At 48.7% G+C, this 19,965-nt stretch carries 18 protein-coding genes; 17 read left to right on the forward strand and 1 reads right to left on the reverse strand.

Going from position 1 to position 19,965, the window contains the following annotated elements:
* Positions 1–220: 220 nt before the first annotated feature.
* The 15 genes from CR205_RS05040 (at position 221) to spoVM (ending at position 17,223) form a co-directional block, all read left to right on the forward strand.
* The gene (locus CR205_RS05040) at positions 221–2,941 is read left to right on the forward strand and encodes a calcium-translocating P-type ATPase, SERCA-type (protein WP_110517561.1); all 2,721 of its coding nucleotides are present in this window, start codon (positions 221–223) and stop codon (positions 2,939–2,941) included.
* 163 nt (positions 2,942–3,104) lie between these two features.
* Positions 3,105–3,989, forward strand: coding sequence for a YicC/YloC family endoribonuclease (locus CR205_RS05045; protein WP_110517563.1), 885 nt, complete (start codon positions 3,105–3,107; stop codon positions 3,987–3,989).
* Positions 3,990–4,090: 101 nt separating this feature from the next.
* Positions 4,091–4,351, forward strand: a complete 261-nt coding sequence (gene remA, locus CR205_RS05050) for an extracellular matrix/biofilm regulator RemA (protein ID WP_110517565.1) — start codon at positions 4,091–4,093, stop codon at positions 4,349–4,351.
* A 177-nt stretch (positions 4,352–4,528) separates the two neighbouring features.
* Entirely contained in the window at positions 4,529–5,143 is a 615-nt protein-coding gene (gene gmk / locus CR205_RS05055; RefSeq protein WP_110517567.1) for a guanylate kinase, read from the forward strand.
* A complete protein-coding gene (gene rpoZ, locus CR205_RS05060; protein WP_110517569.1) occupies positions 5,144–5,365 on the forward strand; it encodes a DNA-directed RNA polymerase subunit omega in 222 nt (73 codons plus the stop codon).
* Positions 5,366–5,783: 418 nt separating this feature from the next.
* The gene (coaBC, locus tag CR205_RS05065) at positions 5,784–7,001 is read left to right on the forward strand and encodes a bifunctional phosphopantothenoylcysteine decarboxylase/phosphopantothenate--cysteine ligase CoaBC (RefSeq protein WP_268877397.1); all 1,218 of its coding nucleotides are present in this window, start codon (positions 5,784–5,786) and stop codon (positions 6,999–7,001) included.
* Positions 6,998–9,421 (forward strand): primosomal protein N', encoded by a 2,424-nt coding sequence (gene priA, locus CR205_RS05070; RefSeq protein WP_110517571.1) that lies wholly within the window; start codon positions 6,998–7,000, stop codon positions 9,419–9,421. The genes coaBC and priA overlap by 4 nt, the downstream gene beginning before the upstream one ends.
* A 16-nt stretch (positions 9,422–9,437) precedes the next feature.
* Positions 9,438–10,394, forward strand: coding sequence for a methionyl-tRNA formyltransferase (gene fmt, locus CR205_RS05075; protein WP_110517573.1), 957 nt, complete (start codon positions 9,438–9,440; stop codon positions 10,392–10,394).
* The gene (gene rsmB / locus CR205_RS05080; protein ID WP_110517575.1) at positions 10,381–11,736 is read left to right on the forward strand and encodes a 16S rRNA (cytosine(967)-C(5))-methyltransferase RsmB; all 1,356 of its coding nucleotides are present in this window, start codon (positions 10,381–10,383) and stop codon (positions 11,734–11,736) included. The genes fmt and rsmB overlap by 14 nt, the downstream gene beginning before the upstream one ends.
* A 143-nt stretch (positions 11,737–11,879) precedes the next feature.
* Positions 11,880–12,647, forward strand: coding sequence for a Stp1/IreP family PP2C-type Ser/Thr phosphatase (locus tag CR205_RS05085; RefSeq protein ID WP_110517577.1), 768 nt, complete (start codon positions 11,880–11,882; stop codon positions 12,645–12,647).
* Positions 12,644–14,725, forward strand: a complete 2,082-nt coding sequence (gene pknB / locus CR205_RS05090; protein ID WP_110517579.1) for a Stk1 family PASTA domain-containing Ser/Thr kinase — start codon at positions 12,644–12,646, stop codon at positions 14,723–14,725. Before CR205_RS05085 ends, pknB begins: the two co-directional genes overlap by 4 nt.
* Positions 14,726–14,748: 23 nt before the next feature.
* Positions 14,749–15,630 carry a ribosome small subunit-dependent GTPase A gene (gene rsgA / locus CR205_RS05095; RefSeq protein ID WP_110517581.1) on the forward strand — a complete coding sequence of 294 codons (882 nt, stop codon included), beginning with the start codon at positions 14,749–14,751 and terminating at the stop codon, positions 15,628–15,630.
* 3 nt (positions 15,631–15,633) lie between these two features.
* Positions 15,634–16,281 carry a ribulose-phosphate 3-epimerase gene (rpe, locus tag CR205_RS05100; RefSeq protein WP_110517584.1) on the forward strand — a complete coding sequence of 216 codons (648 nt, stop codon included), beginning with the start codon at positions 15,634–15,636 and terminating at the stop codon, positions 16,279–16,281.
* A 97-nt stretch (positions 16,282–16,378) separates the two neighbouring features.
* Positions 16,379–17,026, forward strand: coding sequence for a thiamine diphosphokinase (locus CR205_RS05105; RefSeq protein ID WP_142669862.1), 648 nt, complete (start codon positions 16,379–16,381; stop codon positions 17,024–17,026).
* A 116-nt stretch (positions 17,027–17,142) separates the two neighbouring features.
* Positions 17,143–17,223, forward strand: coding sequence for a stage V sporulation protein SpoVM (gene spoVM / locus CR205_RS05110; RefSeq protein WP_110517588.1), 81 nt, complete (start codon positions 17,143–17,145; stop codon positions 17,221–17,223).
* Between the two features lie 202 nt (positions 17,224–17,425).
* Here the strand turns inward: spoVM and rpmB are convergent, their stop codons facing one another.
* A complete protein-coding gene (gene rpmB / locus CR205_RS05115; RefSeq protein ID WP_110517590.1) occupies positions 17,426–17,614 on the reverse strand; it encodes a 50S ribosomal protein L28 in 189 nt (62 codons plus the stop codon).
* Between the two features lie 274 nt (positions 17,615–17,888).
* Between rpmB and CR205_RS05120 the strand changes: the two genes are divergently transcribed.
* Together CR205_RS05120 and CR205_RS05125 are read left to right on the forward strand one after the other, a co-directional pair.
* Positions 17,889–18,251: an Asp23/Gls24 family envelope stress response protein gene (locus tag CR205_RS05120; RefSeq protein WP_110517592.1), complete on the forward strand. Its 363-nt coding sequence runs from the start codon at positions 17,889–17,891 to the stop codon at positions 18,249–18,251.
* Positions 18,252–18,273: 22 nt separating this feature from the next.
* The gene (locus CR205_RS05125) at positions 18,274–19,962 is read left to right on the forward strand and encodes a DAK2 domain-containing protein (protein WP_110517594.1); all 1,689 of its coding nucleotides are present in this window, start codon (positions 18,274–18,276) and stop codon (positions 19,960–19,962) included.
* Positions 19,963–19,965 lie beyond the last annotated feature (3 nt).

Genomic DNA, 19,965 nt, shown 5'->3' on the forward strand with positions numbered 1-19,965 from the left:
ATTCTGCACATTCTTAATCATTATAGCAGAAACGCTCCCCGGTACGCTCCCCTGAACCTGAAGCAGTGGAAAGTGATGGTGTCATCTTTTGGGCCCGTCCTGAATAGAAATAGCTTGTAAAGGTTGTCTTATTCAGCGTACAGCCGGTCTCCGGAACATTCAGGCAGCGACCTTGTCCGGTCCGGTTTCCAGGGGAAATAAAGGGAGTTGAGGTGACGGCATGAAGTGGTATGAGATGGAGGTTGAAGAGGTTGAACAGGTCATCGACACAGATGCATCTCTTGGTCTGAATGATGAAGAAGCGGGAATGCGCCTGAAAAAGCACGGACTTAATAAGCTGGATGACGGCAGACGCACACCGCTGATCTTTCTGTTTATCTCCCAGTTCAAAGATTTTATGGTCCTCGTCCTTCTGGCGGCAACGCTCGTTTCGGGTCTGCTGGGAGAGTATATTGATGCGTTGACGATCATGATCATTGTTTTATTAAACGGCTTTCTGGGTTTCTTTCAGGAACGAAAAGCAGAGAAGTCGCTGGCTTCCTTAAAAGCTTTGTCTGCCCCCCAGATGACCGTACTCCGCAACGGGGAGTGGAGGAAAATCCCATCAACTGATGCGGTGATCGGGGATATCGTTAAACTCACTGCAGGTGACCGTGTCGGTGCCGACGTGCGTGTCATCACAAGTGAGAGCATGTATGTGGAGGAATCCGCCCTCACCGGGGAATCCCTTCCGGTCAGAAAATCAAAAGACCCGATTCGTTCCTCGGAAGCCCTGCCTCTCGGCGACCAGGAAAATATGGCATTCATGGGTACCCTCGTCACGCAGGGAAGCGGGACGGCGGTAGTTGTCGGATCAGGAATGAAAACAGAAATGGGCAAGATCGCACACCTTCTTAAAACGACAGAATCGATGGAAACCCCTCTGCAGAAAAGACTTGAGCAGCTGGGCAAGATTCTGATCGCTGCCGCCCTGCTTCTAACAGCCCTCGTCGTTCTCTTTGGGATCATTCAGGGCCATGACGTATATACGATGTTTCTTGCAGGTGTATCCCTTGCAGTAGCTGCAATTCCGGAAGGACTGCCGGCAATCGTCACGGTCGCACTGGCTCTCGGAGTGCAGCGCATGATTAAACGCAACGCCATTGTAAGAAAACTGCCGGCTGTTGAAACACTTGGCTGTGCCACAGTGGTATGCTCCGATAAAACCGGTACCCTGACGCAGAACGAAATGACAGTCACTTCTTTATATGCTGACCATAAAACCTGGTCGGTTACCGGGAGCGGTTTTAATCCATCAGGTGAATTTTACTCCGGCAGTAAAGAGATCAAACCTTCAGGTGAAAAGCCGCTTTGGCAGTTACTTACGTTCGGGGTGCTGTGCAACAATTCCGCTATCAGGCAAAAAGATAACGGTGCATACGCGGTAGACGGGGATCCGACCGAAGGGGCACTGTTGGCAGCGGGAATGAAGGCTGGCGTCTCCCGAAATTCCCTGAATGACATTTACTCAGTAGAAAAGGAATTCCCGTTTGATTCCTCCAGAAAAATGATGAGCGTCATAGTGAAGAACAAGGAGACAGGGAGCCGCTTTATTGTGACGAAAGGAGCACCGGATGTGGTGCTTGAGCGCTCTGACTTTCTGCTCAGTAATGGCCGCAAGGGGAAAATGGGGCGCACGGAAAAAGAAAAACAGTTCCGTGCAGTGGAGGAAATGGCTTCGAATGCGCTCCGTACGATTGCCGTTGCCTCAAGAGAGCTGGCACCTGGAGAGCATATAGAAGCGGAAAGTGATGCAGAAAGGGAACTTACGTTTATCGGCATTCAGGGTATGATTGATCCGCCCCGTGAGGAAGTCTACGGTGCAATTGATGAATGTAAACGTGCAGGCATAAAGACGGTCATGATAACAGGTGACCATGGTCTGACAGCGAAAGCGATCGCTGTAAAGCTTGGCATGCTGCCGATTGGAGGCAAGGTTCTCACCGGCTCGCAGCTGGCAAAAATGGAAACACCAGAACTGAGCGCAATCGTTGATGATGTGTACGTGTTCGCCAGAGTCACACCGGAAGACAAACTGAAGATTGTAAAGGCTCTTCAGTCAAGAGGGCACATCGTTGCCATGACAGGCGATGGCGTCAATGATGCTCCCGCCATCAAAGCAGCCAATATCGGGATTGCGATGGGCACGACCGGTACAGATGTGGCAAAAGAAGCCTCGTCACTTATTCTTAGCGATGATAATTTCAAAACGATCAAAGCAGCGATCAAAGAAGGGCGGAATATTTACGATAACATCCGCAAATTTATCCGCTATATGCTTGCATCGAACGTCGGTGAAATTCTGGTCATGCTCTTTGCCATGATGCTCGGAATGCCGCTGCCTCTTGTGGCTATTCAGATCCTGTGGATTAACCTCGTCACAGACGGCCTGCCGGCTATGGCACTAGGGATGGATCAGCCTGAAGACGATGTGATGAAGCGGAAACCGCGTCCGCCGAATGAAAGCATCTTTGCAAGGAAACTCGGCTGGAAAGTGGTCAGCCGCGGATTTATGATCGGGACTGTCACGCTGTTTGCATTCTGGCAGACGTACGAATCAAGCGGGCAGAACCTGATGCTGGCCCAGACTGTTGCCTTTGCAACACTGGTTATGGCCCAATTGATTCATGTTTTTGACTGCCGCAGTGAACATTCAGTGTTTCACCGGAATCCATTTGAAAACAGATATCTGGTAGGAGCCGTTATTTCTTCTATTCTTCTCATGCTGGTGGTCCTTTATTATCCACCGCTGCAGCCGATCTTCCATACTGTCAGTCTTGGCTTTGAACACTGGCTGCTCATCCTCGGCTGTGCGTCCGTACCGACAATTGCACTTGCAGGTTTCCAGCTCTTCGGACGAAAGGAAACTCTTGGCAGCAGACGCTCAACTATGATTAAATAAAAGAACAGGAAACAGGGGCTGAGCGTGAATTCCGCCCCTGATTTCCGTTTAGACCGGAAAACGGCAGGTATTGCTTTCGTTCATACCGGCATACTGCCGTATCTTACTTTTCTTATCGTTTACCCCTGTGATATTCTAGTATATAAGAGTGGATGTGATTGAAATGATAGTCAGTATGACCGGATACGGCCGGTCCGTAAAGGAAACCGCCGGTTATCAGCTTACAGTCGAAATGAAAACAGTCAATCACCGGTTCTGTGAAATGAATATCCGCATGCCCCGTCAGTTTATGAGTCTTGAGGATAAAGTGAAAAAAGCGATCGGGCACCGCATGAACCGGGGAAAAGCCGATGTTTTTATTTCTGTCGGAGGCGAAAGCCTTGTCAAGCGGGGTATTCGCGTGGACTGGGATCTTTTCAGGGCTTACGCTGAAGCATTCAGTGAAATGAAACAGCTTCAGGGAGACGAAGGAGCCGCCCTCCCATATAGTGAGCTTATGTCGAACGAGGACGTTGTGACTGTTGAGGAAACCGATGATGTGAACGAGGAAATTCAAATGCTCCTGCTTGAAACCGTTGAGGAGGCTGCGGATCAGCTCTGGGCAATGCGTAAATCTGAAGGAGAAGAACTGGCAGCCGACCTGAAAAAACGTTCCGCCCAAATGAATGAATGGACAAAAGAACTTGCAGAATATGCACCGCTTGTAAAAAAACAGTATCAGAAAAGACTGGAAAAGAAAGTAAAGGACTTTCTTGAGGGGACACTTGAAATGGAAGAGTCCCGTATTCTTACGGAGGTTGCGGTTTTCAGCGATAAAGCGGACATTCAGGAGGAGCTTACACGTATTGACAGTCATCTGAAGCAGCTGGATTCGATCCTGGACAAAGGCGGAGTTGCCGGACGTAAACTGGATTTCCTCGTTCAGGAACTCAACCGTGAATTTAACACGATTGGTTCCAAAGCTAACGACCTTCAAATTAGCCAGAGAGTGGTCGATTTGAAAGCTGAGCTTGAAAAGGTAAAAGAACAGGTGCAGAACATAGAATAGGTATATGAAAAACCATTGAGGGCTATTTTAAATAGAAGAAGCATAAACGTGTCCTCAGTCGGCTGATCAATAAATTAACAGATAGGCAGGGGAAGTGCAGCATGGATATCAAACTTATTAATATAGGATTTGGAAACATTGTTTCAGCAAACCGCATCATTTCCATTGTCAGCCCCGAAAGCGCACCTATAAAAAGGATTATTACCGACGCGCGCGACCGGAACATGCTCGTGGACGCTACATATGGAAGAAGAACGAGAGCTGTCATCATTGCTGACAGTGACCATGTCATATTATCAGCGGTGCAGCCTGAAACTGTGGCACAGCGGGTTCTTAACAAGGACGATGTGACCGATGAGTAAAATGAATGCTTGCGAACTGCCGTCTTTTTCTGTACATTAGTACAAAGGAATGTACGTTTACATTGATCCTGCCATCGGGCTTTATTTCCGATGGCTTCGTATTTGGACGGAAAGCGGCCTGCTGAAGATCAATCAGCGCCGTTTGATGAGTAAGTAAAGCTGGAGGTAAAGAATTCTATGAAAAAAGACCGAGGACTGCTTATCGTTCTCTCCGGACCATCAGGAGTCGGGAAAGGTACTGTTTGTGCCGCACTCAGAAAACACGATACGGATATCCAGTATTCTGTTTCTGCCACGACACGAAATCCCCGTGAAGGCGAAACCGACGGGGTGAATTACTTTTTTAAGAAAAAAGAAGAATTTGAGCACATGATTCAAAACAGCCAGCTTCTCGAATGGGCGCAGTACGTTGATAATTATTACGGCACGCCTCGGGAATATGTGGAACAGACCCTGGCAGAGGGTAAAGACGTCATTCTTGAGATTGAAGTCCAAGGTGCCCTGCAGGTCAGGGAATCCTTTTCAGAAGGTGTATTTATTTTCCTTATGCCGCCTAGTCTGAAAGAGCTTCGCAGCCGGATTGAAGGCCGCGGAACTGAAACGAAGGACCTGATTGACAGCCGGATGACAGTGGCAAAAGAAGAAATTGATATGATGAACAAATATGATTATGTTGTAGAGAACGATGAAGTGGAATCTGCGGTTGAACGGATAAAGTCGATTGTAACTGCTGAGCACTGCCGCCGTGAGCGGCTGATCGAAAAATACAAAGAATTAGCGGAGGTTGAGTAAATGTTAAATCCGTCGATCGATAACCTGATGAAAAAAATCAATTCAAAGTATACTCTCGTTACAGTGTCAGCAAAGCGTGCGCGGGATCTGCGTGACAATCCTGAAACGAAACTCAGAGTTGAGCATTCAAAGTCTCCAAACCTTGTTGGTAAAGCCCTTGAGGAAATTGATGCTGAACAGATTCATTTTGTCCGTGAAGAACTGAAGCCGGGCGAAGAATAATAAAAGGGGATGTTTCCAATGGCCTGAGCGGCTGCGGAGATGTCCCTTTTTTTGCTGTTTTAGGAGTATATAAAATTCGGTAACTGTTGATATATCTTTTTTATGCGGAGGTGCACGCCGGCAGTGAAACTCCTGCGGCAGTGGGTTGGCAGGGTGAGACCCCGCAGGGCAAAGCCCGAGGAGGCTCAGCGCCACCGCCGCGGAAAGCGAACGGACGGCGTGAAACGGAGCTTTTATGTTTAGGCGCGTCAGCGCTATTGTTCTGCAGCTGCAACTGTACTTTTCAACTCCCGCCTGCCATCGGCATTGAGATTTTGAACAGCCCTTATTTAAGGTGCTGGAGGAAAGAATTCTTTGTTTTCTGCGTTAAATTCCGATAAAGTGAAAGTAGCGACAATGAGACTCAGGGGGAATCACAGTGACGAACAGTAAAAAACGTATTTTGCTTTGTGTGACCGGAGGCATCGCCATGTTTAAAGCGGCAGCGCTCACAAGCAGGCTTTCCCAGAACGGCTATGATGTAAGGGTGATGATGACCGAATCAGCAGGGGAATTTGTTACTCCCCTTACTTTTCAGGCACTGTCAAGAAACCCTGTTTACACGAACACCTTCGATGAACAGGACCCTGCAAAAATAGCTCACATTGATGTGGCGGACTGGGCGGATCTGGTGATTATCGCACCGGCTACTGCGAATGTGATCGGCAAATTGGCGAACGGAATTGCAGACGATATGGTCACTACCACCCTCCTTGCCAGTACGGCCCATGTTATGGTGGCGCCAGCCATGAATGTACATATGTATGCCCATCCGGCAGTTTCGAAAAATATGGAAACACTTAAATCTTTCGGTTATACCTTTATCGAGCCAGGTGAAGGTTTTCTTGCCTGTGGTTATGAAGGGAAGGGCCGCATGGAGGAGCCGGAGGTGATCATGGCTGAAGCGGAAGCCTTTTTCTCCCGCCGTGCTCATCCTGACTGGAATGGCGTGAGCGTCATTGTGACTGCCGGACCGACACGGGAAACGATCGATCCGGTCCGGTTTTTTTCGAACCGTTCATCCGGCAAAATGGGCTATGCCATTGCAGGGGAAGCGGCGAAACGGGGCGCAGAAGTGACGCTAATTTCCGGTCCTACTGTGCTGCCGGATCCTCCAGGGGCAGAAGTAATCAGGGTTGACTCCGCCGAAGAGATGTACCATGAGGTGCTTTCACGCTATCATCGTGCCGATCTGGTTGTAAAATCCGCTGCAGTAGCCGATTACCGGCCGGCAGAAACCTTTCAGCATAAAGTGAAAAAAACAGATGGCACAATGAACATTGAAATGGAAAGAACTACAGATATTCTGAAGACCCTGGGGGAGCAGAAAGAGCATCAGATTCTCGTCGGTTTTGCAGCCGAATCGGAAAATGTTGCCGGCTATGCCAGAGGAAAGCTGGACAAAAAGAACCTCGACATGGTGGTGGCCAATTCAATCGTGGAAGCAGGCTCCGGTTTTCAGACGGACACCAATAAAGTGACTCTCATCGGAAGCAACGGTATGGAAAAGGAGCTTCCCCTCTTAACGAAGCAGGAAGTGGCACAGGCTGTCCTTGATGAAGCGGCTCGGATTTTAAAGGAGAAGAGTCAGCTATGATCGTAAGCGTCATAGTCGACGTCGAAAGTAAGCAGATTAACAGAGTCTTTGATTATCTGGTGCCGGAGCATTTTAAACAGACAGTCAGACCGGGAATGCGGATCATTGTTCCTTTCGGCCCGCGGAAGGTGCAGGGGTTTGTCATTCATACGAAACACGAGAGCGATGTCGATCCGGGCAGACTAAAGCCCTTTGACGATATCGTGGACGTTAAACCCGCTCTCACATCGGAACTTCTTGCACTGGCAGAGTGGCTCACAGACCACACTCTCTGTCTCCAGGTGACGGCACTGAAATCGATGCTTCCTGCCGCCATGAGGGCCGCCTACGATAAGCGAATCTCCCTTGCGGATGATGCTTCCCGCACGAATCTCGACAGTGCACTTCTCCCCTTTTTTAAACGGACCGGGGATGTGATGTGGGATGAGGTGAAAAAAACCGAACCCGGATTGCTTAAAATCGTCCAGAAGGAAGTGAAAAACGGGCTTCTCACAATTGAACCGGTGGTAAAATCACGTGAAACAAAGAAGCGTGTGACGGTGATCGAACCGCTTCTCCCACAAGATCAGCTTCTCGAAAAGGCGGATGAAACAGATGCCCGGGCGCCGAAGCAGGCGCTCCTGCTAAGGTATTTATCCAAAATCACCGCACCGGCCGCGCTTACACGGCTTCTTGAGGAAACCGGCATATCCAGAGCCACGGTGAAAGCAGCGGTTAAAAACGGCTGGGCGGACCAGAGGCAGGTTGAGGAGTATCGTGATCCGTATGAAGGAAGGGAATTTAAATCAACCGAACCTCTTCCACTGATGAACCAGCAGAAAGAGGCACTCGATTCAATCTGCCGGTCACTTGATGAAAACGAGCATCGCACCTATCTCCTGCACGGCATTACAGGGAGCGGAAAAACAGAAGTATACCTTCAGGCGATTGACCGCGCGCTCAAACAGGGGAAAGAAGCAATCGTCCTCGTGCCCGAAATCAGTCTTACCCCTCAGATGGTGCACCGGTTTAAGGAACGTTTTGGATCTGACGTTGCGGTTTTACACAGCGCTCTTTCCAAAGGGGAAAAGTATGATGAATGGCGTAAAATCCGTGACCGGGAAGTGACAGTAGCTGTCGGTGCCCGCTCAGCGATCTTTGCACCTTTTGAAAACCTCGGTATGATTATTATTGATGAGGAGCACGAGACGAGTTACAAACAGGAGGAAGAGCCCAGGTACCATGCCAGGGATGTAGCTGTGGAACGTGGGCGCACATACAGCTGCCCCGTCGTTCTCGGCAGTGCCACCCCGTCTCTCGAGAGCTTCGCAAGAGCCAAAAAAGGGGTTTACACCCTTTTGACAATGGGCAGCAGGGTGAATAATGTAAAGCTGCCCGGTGTAAGGATCGTCGATATGAGAGAGGAACTCAGGAACGGGAACCGGAGCATGTTTTCCACAGACCTGCTTGACGCCATGAACGACCGCCTTGAAAAAAAAGAGCAAATGGTTCTTTTTTTAAACAGGCGTGGGTATTCGACCTTTATTATGTGTCGAGACTGTGGCTACGTAGCAGAATGTCCACACTGTGATATTTCGCTTACCTATCACCGTTCAAACCAGACGTGCCAGTGTCATTACTGCGGCTATCATGTTACACGGCCGAATCGGTGCCCTGACTGCGAAAGTGAGCATATTCGTTTTTTCGGATCCGGTACACAGCGGGTCGAAGAAGAACTGAAAAAGGTGCTCCCGGAAGCAAGGGTCATTCGGATGGATGTGGACACGACCCGGCGGAAAGGAAGCCACGAAAAGCTGCTTACCGCGTTTGAAAAAGGGGATGGAGACATTCTTCTCGGTACACAGATGATTGCTAAAGGGCTGGATTTTCCAAACATTACGCTCGTCGGCGTCCTTACGGCTGACACGATGCTCCATATTCCGGACTTCAGATCGTCCGAGAAAACGTTTCAGCTACTCACGCAGGTGAGCGGCAGAGCAGGTCGCCATAAAAAACCCGGCGAAGTGATCGTCCAGAGCTATACGCCTGATCACTTCAGTATTCAGCTCGTGAAAAATCACGACTACCTTTCTTTTTTTGGGCGTGAAATGGTGTACCGCAGACAAAGTGACTATCCGCCTTACTTTTTTATGGCTCTGATTAATATCAGCTCCGAGGACCTTACCAAAGTCGTTACTGTGTCAGGTAAAATAGGGGAATTTCTTAGAAAAAGCCTTGCTGAAACAACGGTTGTTCACGGACCGGCAGCCTCGGCAGTTCCTCGGATAAAGGATAGATATCGTTACCAATGCATGGTAAAATACAAGACTGAACCGAAGCTTGCCCATACATTAAAGGAAATTTTAAAAACATATCAGACAGAAATGACTAGATCGGATCTTGCCATAACGATTGATACAAATCCATACATGCTCATGTAAAAAGGGAGCGTTTCATATGAAAATTGTCTTTATGGGAACACCGGACTTTGCTGTACCGGTTCTTCGCATGCTTATCGAAGAGAATTATGATATCCAGGCGGTCGTCACACAGCCGGACCGCCCGAAAGGCCGCAAACGGACACTCACACCACCACCGGTAAAAGAGGAAGCGCTGAAGCACAGTCTGCCCGTTCTGCAGCCGGAAAAAATCAGAATGGATGAAGAATGGCAGAAAGTAGCCTCACTTGCCCCTGATCTGATTGTAACCGCAGCATTTGGCCAGATCCTACCGAAAGGCCTGCTTGATGTGCCTCCTCTCGGCTGCGTAAATGTTCATGCTTCCCTCCTGCCGAAGTACCGCGGCGGTGCACCAATACATAAAGCGGTTATCGACGGTGAAAAAGAAACGGGAATCACGATTATGTACATGGTCGAAGCTCTTGATGCCGGTGATATCCTGTCCCAGTCTTCCATCCCGATCAGTGAGGATGATTCCACAGGCAGTCTGTTTGAACGTCTGTCGGAGCTTGGTGCCTCGCTTCTGAAGGATACACTTCCTGCTATTGAACAGGGAACGGTAACAGCCCGGCCGCAGGATGAGAAACTTGTGACCTATGCACCGAATATTACAAAGGAAATGGAACGGATTAACTGGAACAAGGACGCCGGAGCTGTGTTCAACCTCGTGCGGGGTCTGCACCCATGGCCGGTAGCCTATACGGTGGTGGGCGGTGCCCGCCTGAAAGTTTGGTGGGCAGAAAAAGCAGACGGGGATTACGACGGGGAACCTGGCACAATTGCCGCCATTGATGAAACCGGCATTACCGTGGTGGCCGGTGACCGTAAAGGGGTTAAACTTACAGATCTTCAGCCGGCAGGAAAGAAAAGAATGGACGCGGCCACATTTTTCCGCGGGGCCGGAAGTAAGCTTGAACCCGGTATGAAAGTAGGGCAGACCAATGACGAAAAGTAATGTCAGAGAAGCGGCTCTTGATGTTCTGCTGAAAGTGGAAAAAAATCAGGCATACAGCCATCTTTTATTGAATCAGACAATTAACACACACAACCTCGCCCCAAGAGATACAGGACTGTTCACCGAAATCGTTTACGGCACTATTCAGCACCAGAAAACGCTTGATTTCTATCTCAGTCCGTTTGTGAAAAAACCGCTCGGCAAGCTGGATGACTGGGTCCGTCTTCTGCTTAGACTGACTGTGTATCAGACCGTTTATCTTGATCGCGTTCCTGAGCGTGCCGCTTTTTATGAAGCTGTGCAGATTGCCAAGAAACGGGGCCATAAAGGGATTTCCGGTATGGTTAACGGCGTTCTCCGTTCCCTGCAGCGTGAAGGTCTTCCGGATCCTGACAGCATAAATGACCCAATTGAGAGAATGGCGGTTAAGTACAGTCACCCCGAATGGCTTGTTTCCCGCTGGACGGAGCAGTTCGGAGAAGAAAGAGCGGCCAGGATCTGCCGAGCAAATCTTGAACATCCGAAACAGACAGCAAGAGTGAACCGGACGAAAGTAACTGTGGAAGAAGCAGTCGCCCTACTGGAAGAAGATGGTTATGAGGCAGAGAAAAGCACCATCATACCGGATGGTGTGATCGTAAAAAAAGGAGCCATAGCCAAATCACGTGCCTTCAAAGAAGGTTACCTGTCGATTCAGGATGAAAGTTCCATGCTTGCAGGATACGCTCTCGGTGCAGAACAGGGAGAAGCAGTAATGGATTCCTGTGCCGCGCCAGGCGGTAAAACTGCTCACATTGCCGAAACGATGAATAACATCGGCAGGCTTGAAGCACTTGATATTCACCAGCATAAAGCTGCACTGATCAATGAACAGAAAAATCGGCTTGACCTGGACCTGATCAACGCCAAGGTGCTGGATGCCAGAAAAGCAGGGGAAGTATTTGAGGAGGCCTCCTTTGACCGGATACTGGTAGATGCCCCCTGCTCGGGGCTTGGTGTAATAAAAAGAAAACCGGATTTGAAATGGACAAAATCTGCAGCAGATACGGTCCGTCTAGGTAAGATTCAGCTCGATATTTTACAGGCCGTCTGGCCGCTGCTCCGTCCTGGCGGCACACTTGTGTACAGTACGTGCACCGTTGATCGTGATGAAAACAGCACAATTGCCGCCTCATTCCTTGAAAAAACTCCGGATGCCCGCCCGGACGAAGGCATGCGTGACCGGCTGCCCGAGAAACTTCAGCAAGTCTGCAAAAGCGGTGCGGAACTTGAACTGTTCCCGGATGACTTTGGGACAGATGGGTTTTATATTCATGCTTTCACCAAAATGAGCAGCTGCTAGAAGGATTTAGGCTGCTCCACACAGAAATTTATACTCATCAGATTTGTCTGATCGGAGATTATTATAGCTTACTGCAAAACACTTATGGTGTGAGGGAGCCTTCCAGTTCAGGGAAGGGAGAAAGAAATGAGGGGATCAGTAAGATGGATGCTGTATTAAAAACAGATGTGGGACAGATCCGAGCCCACAATGAAGATGACGGGGCCTATGCCTGGAACAGCGACGGTCAGCTTTTCGTTATCGTGGCTGACGGAATGGGAGGCCATCAGGCAGGAGATGTTGCCAGCCGGATGACGAAAGAGTCACTGATTGACAAGTGGAAGAAAGCCGCAGTGTTCCGTACGCCCCTGGAAGCAGAGCAGTGGCTTGAAGCCAGTGTCCGTGAAGTGAACGGGGAGCTTTATGAGCATGCCTCAGGAAACCCGGAGTGCCAGGGGATGGGGACGACTGTAGTGGCAGCCATGTGTACGAATCAGTTTGTCACCACTGCGCACGTGGGAGATTCGAGGATTTATCTTAAAGAGAACGATGACAATGGGGGATTCAGTCAGCTCACATCCGACCATTCCCTTGTTGGGGAGCTTGTGCGCTCAGGGCAGATTACAGAAGACGAGGCCATGCATCATCCCCGCCGGAATGTCGTGTTAAGAGCGCTTGGCACTGAAGTTGATGTGAAGATAGATACAAAGACAATCAACTGGGATCCGGGATCTTATCTGCTCCTCTGTACGGATGGGCTTACAGACAAGGTGCCCGGTGATGAAATTCACCTCGAGCTTAATAAAGAACAGGATCTCGCCGGCATAGCTGATTCACTCATCCGACTAGCCAACGACCGCGGCGGAGAGGATAACGTGACTATTGCCATTGTCCGCCTGAACGGGACAGAAAAAGGCGGCGGTGAACAATGATCGGTAAACGAATAAATGAGCGCTATAAAATCCTTGACCGGATCGGCGGGGGCGGGATGGCTGATGTGTACCTTGCCCACGATGTGATTCTTGACAGGGATGTGGCTGTTAAAGTTCTAAAGGATCAGTTTTCAAAAGATGATGATTTTATCCGCCGTTTTCACCGGGAAGCTGAAGCAGCCTCCAGTCTTGCTCATCCGAATGTGGTGAACTTGTTCGATGTGGGAGAAGAGAACGGCCTTTATTACCTTGTGATGGAATATGTGGAAGGCCCAACGCTGAAAGAATACATTCAGCAGCAGAACGGGCTGAAGACGGACGAAGCGGTTACCATAATGAGAGCCGTAGCCTCTGCCATTGCACATGCTCATGCAAACCGGATTATTCACAGAGATATCAAGCCACATAACATATTGATCGGACCTGACGGAGAGGCAAAGATCACAGATTTCGGCATTGCCAGGGCGATCAGTGAAGCCACGATTACCCATACGAACTCCATTCTTGGATCTGTGCACTATCTTTCACCTGAACAGGCGAGAGGTGGTCATGTCACATATAAATCGGATATCTATTCCCTGGGTATTGTCTTTTACGAGATGATTGCCGGCGAAGTGCCGTTTAACGGCGATACGGCTGTATCTGTTGCAATCAAGCATATTCAGACACCGCTGCCTTCAATCAGGGATAAATACCCGCACATTCCACAGAGTGTTGAAAATGTCATCATTAAAGCGACCGCGAAAAGTCCGGATGAACGTTATACCACTGCAGGCAGCATGGAAGAGGATCTCGAAACGGTTCTCAGTCCATCCCGCCTGAATGAAAAGATGTTTGTCCCGGGGTATCTGGCAGATGATCATACCAAAGCTCTTACACCTGTAAGAGAGCCTGCTGAAGCAGAACGCAAAGCACCTGAAGAAACCATGGTCGCCGGAACTCCGCTTGTTTCTGCCGGAAGCAGCAAGAAAACCGGGAGCCAGGCTGATCCTGATAAAAAAGGCTGGAAAAAATGGCTCACAGGCGGTATTTTTTTCCTGATTTTCCTGATTGGGGCTGTTTATCTGGCTTTCACGTGGATCCCGAGGTGGCTGCATGTTGATGAAGTCACCATACCCGATTACCTGATCGGCATGAATGCCGAGGAAGCAGTCGAAGAGCTTGAGGAACTTGAACTTCGGGTAAACGAGGAAAGTGTGACTCATGATGAAATGGAAGAAGGGACGGTTGTCAGTCATAATCCTCAGGCAGGCAGAACCGTGAAGGTGGATACTCTGGTAACACTCAGGATCAGTGACGGTCCTGAGGGCGAGCCGATGGAAGACTATACCGGATTGGCCTTCTCGTCAATTGAGGAGGAGCTGAGCCGTTATGAGGACGTTCAGGTGGAAACAGAAATAAATACAGAAGCTGATGATGAGACTGTGATCAGGCAGTCCCCGCAGCCGGGGGAAATGATTGTTCCCGGACAAACAGAACTGATTTTGACCATTAGTGAACGTCCGGTGGAAACTATGAGCAATCTGGTCGGGCTGTCCCGGGAAGAAGTGGTAAATTATCTGAGCAGTCACGATTATCTTCACACTGAATTTACGGATGAATACAGCAGCACCGTCCCGGACGGAAGAGTCATCAGACACAATCCTGGATTCGGCACCGAACTTGAAGAAGGAACAGAGGTAACGATTGTGTTTTCCAGAGGACCGGAACCGGAGCCCGATGAACCGGAAGAAGATGAAAACGGCGCCGGGAATGATGAAAACGGCCAGGAAGAAGAGGAAGAAGAAACGCCGCCGGTTTCAGCCTCCGTGCCGATTACGATTCAGATGCCTTCAGACGCAGGAGAAGGGGAGGAATATGAGATCCGCATTGCAAGGACCGATTCCACCACTGGTGACGAGGCAGAGACGGTACTGGAAGAAACAATTACCGAAGAAGAAACGTTCAGAATACCGGTAACACTTGAAACCGAAGACGATGTGGCATACTTGTTTATTTATCAGGACGATCATGAGATTGAAGGCAGCCCATTTGATTACACTTACGATGAAGTAAGAAACTATCAGAATGACGGGTAGGGTCTCAAATCTGGGAGGTTTGCATGGCAGAAGGCCGGATTATTAAAGCCTTGAGTGGCTTTTATTACGTTGAAAATGAAGATGGTATTTTTCAGTGCAGGGGTAGAGGGAATTTCAGGAAAAGAAAAATAACACCTCTTGTAGGTGACCGGGTGACTTTCGAAGCCGAGAACGCAACCGATGGGTACGTACTTGAAGTTCACGATCGTAAAAATAAACTTGTACGTCCGCCTATAGCGAACGTGGAGCAGGCTGTACTGGTTTTTTCGGCACAGGAGCCGGATTTCAGTCCTCACCTGCTTGATAAATTTCTCGTTCATGTGGAAGCGAATGACATTGAACCGGTTATCTGTCTGTCAAAAATAGATCTTCTGGATGAAGAGACAGAGGAAGCGCTGGCAGAGGTGGAAACGCTTTACAGAAACGCGGGCTACGAGGTGCTCAGCACGTCCATTTATGTGGATGAGACAATTGAACTTCTCAGGCCCTATCTCCGCGAGCGGGTGTCTGTTTTTGCCGGTCAGTCAGGTGTTGGGAAATCATCGCTCCTGAATGCCTTAAAGCCGGAGCTTAACCTGGAAACAAATCAGATCTCCAAAAGCCTCGGACGGGGCAAGCACACAACCCGCCACGTGGAGCTGATCCCGGTTGATACCGGCTATGTTGCTGATACACCGGGATTCAGTTCACTTGATTTTCAGGGTGTCTCTCCTGAGACGCTCGCACTCTGTTTTCCGGAAATGAGAGAGCGGTCAGAGGACTGCCGATTCCGACAGTGCACCCACATTAACGAACCTTCCTGCGCTGTGAAAGAATCGTTAAATGAAGGAGAGATAGCACCATCACGATATAAGCATTACGTTCAGTTCATGCAGGAAATTCAAAATCAGAAGCGGAGGTACTGACCGATGATAAAAATAGCACCATCCATTCTGTCAGCAGACTTTGCCAGTCTCGGCAGCGAAATTAAGGATGTCGAACAGGGCGGGGCGGATTACATTCACATTGATGTGATGGACGGGCACTTCGTCCCTAATATTACAATCGGTCCACTGATAGTAAATGCAGTGAGACCAGTGACGGAGCTTCCTCTCGATGTGCATCTCATGATCGAAAATCCCGACCGGTACATTCCGGACTTTGCAAAAGCAGGAGCAGATATTATTTCCGTGCACGTGGAAGCATGCCCTCATCTTCACAGGACTGTACATATGATTCGTGAGCACGGCGCAAAACCAGGCGTGGTTCTGAACCCGGCAACGCCGGTTCAGGCGATTGAACATGTGATTACCGATGTGGATCTGATCCTTTTAATGACAGTAAATCCGGGCTTTGGGGGCCAGTCGTTTATAGAATCAGTTGTACCGAAAATCAGAAAAGTTAAGCAGATGTGTGACGAAGCAGGGCGTCCTGATATGGATATTGAAATCGACGGAGGGGTGAATCCGGAAACGGCTCGTCTCTGTGTAGAAGCAGGTGCCAACGTGCTTGTAGCAGGTTCGGCTGTCTACGGCCGTCCCGACCGGAAAAAAGCCATCGAACAGATCAGAGGCTGATACTACTGCAAACGTCTTAAAGGAGTGCTTCCTTTTAAGGCGTCTTTTTTTCCCGTGATACTATATGGACAAATGCTGTTCTATTGGAGGAAAACGTATGGATATCGTAATCGTGGCAGGGGGGCCTCCTGAACTGGTTCCTGATTTCAATGAACTGCGAGACCATCACAGACATGCAGTATGGGCAGGGGTTGACAGAGGCGTGCATGCCCTTTTAAAAGCAGGAATTACACCTGCTCATGCCTTTGGCGATTTTGATTCGGTTACGGAGGAAGAACGGGAGTGGTTGAACCGGTCGGAAGCGGACTTTCACGTATTTCAGGAGCAAAAGGATGAAACCGATCTGGAGCTCGCGCTCAACTGGGCTCTCAGTACCGAAGGCGAAGGCAGTGTATGGATTTATGGAGCTACAGGAGGAAGGCTTGATCACCTGCTTGCAAATGTACAGATGCTGCTCATAGGGGTAGGCTCTGAAAAAAATATGATCCTTGCAGACCGTCAGAACCGGGTGAGACTGCTTAGTCCCGGGACATATGAAATCCGTTCAGAGATGCCATATGTGTCTCTTATTCCATTTACGTCTGATGTCCGGGGCATAACCCTCACCGGATTTAAATATAATGCAATAGACCTTGATCTCAAGGCAGGTACGAGCAGAGGCGTCAGCAATGAAATTCACGAAGCGCTCGGAACGCTTGTTTTTAAAGAGGGTCTTCTGCTTGTTCTGGAGACAGGCGACAGGTAAAAAAGGGGTACTATTTTCCGGAGGCTGAATATACTTGTAATAACGGAGCACGTCATTTTCCATTCTTTTATCACTGATAACAGATAAGGCGGGAACTCAATCAAGGAGGGGGAACTATGAAATTCTATACCATTAAACTGCCCAAATTTTTAGGCGGTGTGATCCGGGCGATGCTGGGAACGTTTAAGAAGGGGTAGGCTTTATGCAGTGTAACACAGTTCAAGAAGGACGGAGGAACACTGCCTGAGTGCGGAAATCCTCCTTTTTGAACCCGCATTCTCTTATCGGACTTTATACAGACCATACGAAAAAACGGCGCCTTGGAAGGCACCGTTTTTTTGTATGTACGCATATATGAGATTTCAAAAACCCGGGAAAACCCGGGTTTTGTCAATTTCATTATACGCGTTGAACTTTTCCGGATTTCAACGCTTTAGCGGATACGTATACGCGCTTTGGCTTCCCGTTAACGAGGATCCGTACTTTTTGTACGTTAGCACCCCAGCGGCGCTTCGTTGCGTTCAAAGCGTGTGAGCGTTTGTTACCGGAGCTTGGTCCGCGACCGGTGATTACACATTTACGTGACATAGACTTTCCCTCCTTCATGAAAACAAACCACAGTCAGTTTCATCTGCTATAAATACTAATAAATCTTAGCATACGGTTTTTTATAATTCAAGTGTTCAATTGAGGTTTATCAAGGAAATTCTCTTTACACCTTTACCAGGAAGAGGAGACAGGTGAGGAAATGAAAGGAAAATGGCCGTAAAGAGGAGAATTTGCAGGGTTTTCTTTCAATATGTTGAAGAGTATAGTAAAATGGCGATAGCCTGTATGGCAAAACCAAAAGGAGGCTTTTGGCATGACGATTGAAATGAAGACAAATTACGGAAACATTGATGTATCAAGAGATGTAGTGGCTGTGATCGCAGGCGGTGCAGCGATTGATTGTTACGGCATTGTCGGAATGGCTTCACAAAAGCAGCTGAAAGACGGTATTACAGACCTTTTGGGTAAAGAAAATCTGAGCAGAGGTGTCGTCATTCGCGAAGAGAATGATGAAGTGCAGATTGATATGTACATAATTGTAAGCTATGGCACAAAAATCTCTGAAGTTGCCCATAATGTGCAGTCCAAAGTAAAGTATCAGCTTGAGCAGATGCTCGGACTGGTCGTGGATTCTGTCAACATTTTCGTACAAGGTGTACGGGTAACCAATCCATAGGTCAGAGTAAGGAGGAACGTCAGTGAGTAACCAAGCGATTGAAGGAAAAAAGTTTGCCCAGATGGTGCTTGAAGGTGCGAACAACCTGTCAAACAATTCGAAGGCAATCGATGCCCTGAATGTGTTTCCTGTTCCGGACGGGGATACAGGTACGAATATGAACCTGACGATCACTTCCGGTGTGAAGGAAGTTCGTGCTTCCCAGGAAGATCACGTCGGTAAAGTGGCAGGTGCATTTGCGAAAGGACTTCTCATGGGAGCCCGGGGGAATTCCGGCGTCATTCTATCCCAGCTTTTCCGCGGGTTTTCAAAATCCGTTGAAGGGAAAGAGACCATTTCGGCAAAGGATTTGAGCGCCGCATTCGAATATGGTGTGGACATGGCATATAAGGCCGTAATGAAGCCCGTTGAAGGCACCATTCTCACGGTAGCCAAAGATGCAGCCCGAAAGGGACAGAAGTCGGCAGAGGCGTCAGAAGACGTGATTGAAGTGATGAGCGATGTTCTGGATGAAGCGAAAGCCTCTCTTAAACGCACGCCTGATCTTCTCCCGGTGCTGAAGGAAGTCGGCGTTGTTGATTCCGGCGGACAGGGTCTGGTGACGATTTACGAAGGTTTTCTTGCTGTTCTTAAAGGGGAAAAAGCCACATCAGACATTCAGGAAAGTCCATCCCTCGATGAGCTTGTTAAAGTTGAACACCATCAGTCAGCCCAGAGTCATATGTCGACTGAAGACATTGAATTCGGCTACTGTACCGAAGTGATGGTCCGGTTCGAAGAGGAGAAAATGAATGAAAACCCTTACAACGAGGATGCGTTCCGTAACAAACTGAGCGAATATGGTGATTCTCTTCTTGTTGTATCCGATGAGGACCTTCTTAAAATTCATATTCATGCGGAACATCCGGGACATGTAATTACGGAAGCCCAGAAATACGGCGGACTTACCCACGTGAAAATTGAGAATATGCGTGAACAGCACACAACGATTCTGGAAGATGAGATGAAAAAGCAGGATCGCAGCGGTGGAGGAGCCAATAAACCGGCAGGAAAACAGGAATACGCTGTCATTACTGTTGCTATGGGTGACGGTATTGCATCTCTGTTTGAAGGTCTCGGTGCCGGCGGAGTCATCCAGGGCGGTCAGACAATGAATCCGTCCACAGAGGATTTTGTCAAAGCAATCAGAGAAGCAAATGCTGAAAAAGTGATCCTGCTTCCGAACAACTCCAACATCATTATGGCTGCGCAGCAGGCAAACGACGTAGTGGAAGAAGACGTTGTGGTAGTGGCATCCAAATCCGTTCCGCAGGGTCTTGCAGCACTTCTCGCTTTTAATCCTTCAGATTCTCTTGAGGAAAATCAGGAAGCGATGACGGAAGCGATGGCCGACGTAAAGACAGGTGAAGTAACTTATGCTGTCCGTGATACGAGCCTGAACGGAACAGAAATAAAAAAAGGTGACTTTATGGGCATTGAAGGGAAAAAGATTATTACAACAGGACCTTCTGTTCAGGAAGTTGCAAAAGAACTGCTCACAAAAATGGTTGATGATAATAGCGAAATTGTGACGGTGATTATGGGAGAAGACCGGAATGAGGAAGAAGCACAGGAACTGGCTTCTTTCCTTGAAGATAATTATGAAGATGTAGAAGTTGAGGTTCATAAAGGGAACCAGCCGCTCTACTCTTATATTATCTCAGTAGAATAAAAA

The sequence above is a fragment of the Alteribacter lacisalsi genome, from assembly GCF_003226345.1.
Taxonomy (GTDB): domain Bacteria; phylum Bacillota; class Bacilli; order Bacillales; family Salisediminibacteriaceae; genus Alteribacter; species Alteribacter lacisalsi.

Coding starts and splice junctions, on each gene's coding strand:
- gmk (WP_110517567.1), top strand. CDS start 4,529: ATGAAAAAAGACCGAGGACTGCTTATCGTTCTCTCCGGACCATCAGGA.
- remA (WP_110517565.1), top strand. CDS start 4,091: ATGGATATCAAACTTATTAATATAGGATTTGGAAACATTGTTTCAGCA.
- rsmB (WP_110517575.1), top strand. CDS start 10,381: ATGACGAAAAGTAATGTCAGAGAAGCGGCTCTTGATGTTCTGCTGAAA.
- rsgA (WP_110517581.1), top strand. CDS start 14,749: ATGGCAGAAGGCCGGATTATTAAAGCCTTGAGTGGCTTTTATTACGTT.
- fmt (WP_110517573.1), top strand. CDS start 9,438: ATGAAAATTGTCTTTATGGGAACACCGGACTTTGCTGTACCGGTTCTT.
- rpe (WP_110517584.1), top strand. CDS start 15,634: ATGATAAAAATAGCACCATCCATTCTGTCAGCAGACTTTGCCAGTCTC.
- CR205_RS05045 (WP_110517563.1), top strand. CDS start 3,105: ATGATAGTCAGTATGACCGGATACGGCCGGTCCGTAAAGGAAACCGCC.
- rpmB (WP_110517590.1), bottom strand. CDS start 17,614: ATGTCACGTAAATGTGTAATCACCGGTCGCGGACCAAGCTCCGGTAAC.
- spoVM (WP_110517588.1), top strand. CDS start 17,143: ATGAAATTCTATACCATTAAACTGCCCAAATTTTTAGGCGGTGTGATC.
- CR205_RS05105 (WP_142669862.1), top strand. CDS start 16,379: ATGGATATCGTAATCGTGGCAGGGGGGCCTCCTGAACTGGTTCCTGAT.
- rpoZ (WP_110517569.1), top strand. CDS start 5,144: ATGTTAAATCCGTCGATCGATAACCTGATGAAAAAAATCAATTCAAAG.
- CR205_RS05040 (WP_110517561.1), top strand. CDS start 221: ATGAAGTGGTATGAGATGGAGGTTGAAGAGGTTGAACAGGTCATCGAC.
- CR205_RS05085 (WP_110517577.1), top strand. CDS start 11,880: ATGGATGCTGTATTAAAAACAGATGTGGGACAGATCCGAGCCCACAAT.
- CR205_RS05120 (WP_110517592.1), top strand. CDS start 17,889: ATGACGATTGAAATGAAGACAAATTACGGAAACATTGATGTATCAAGA.
- priA (WP_110517571.1), top strand. CDS start 6,998: ATGATCGTAAGCGTCATAGTCGACGTCGAAAGTAAGCAGATTAACAGA.
- pknB (WP_110517579.1), top strand. CDS start 12,644: ATGATCGGTAAACGAATAAATGAGCGCTATAAAATCCTTGACCGGATC.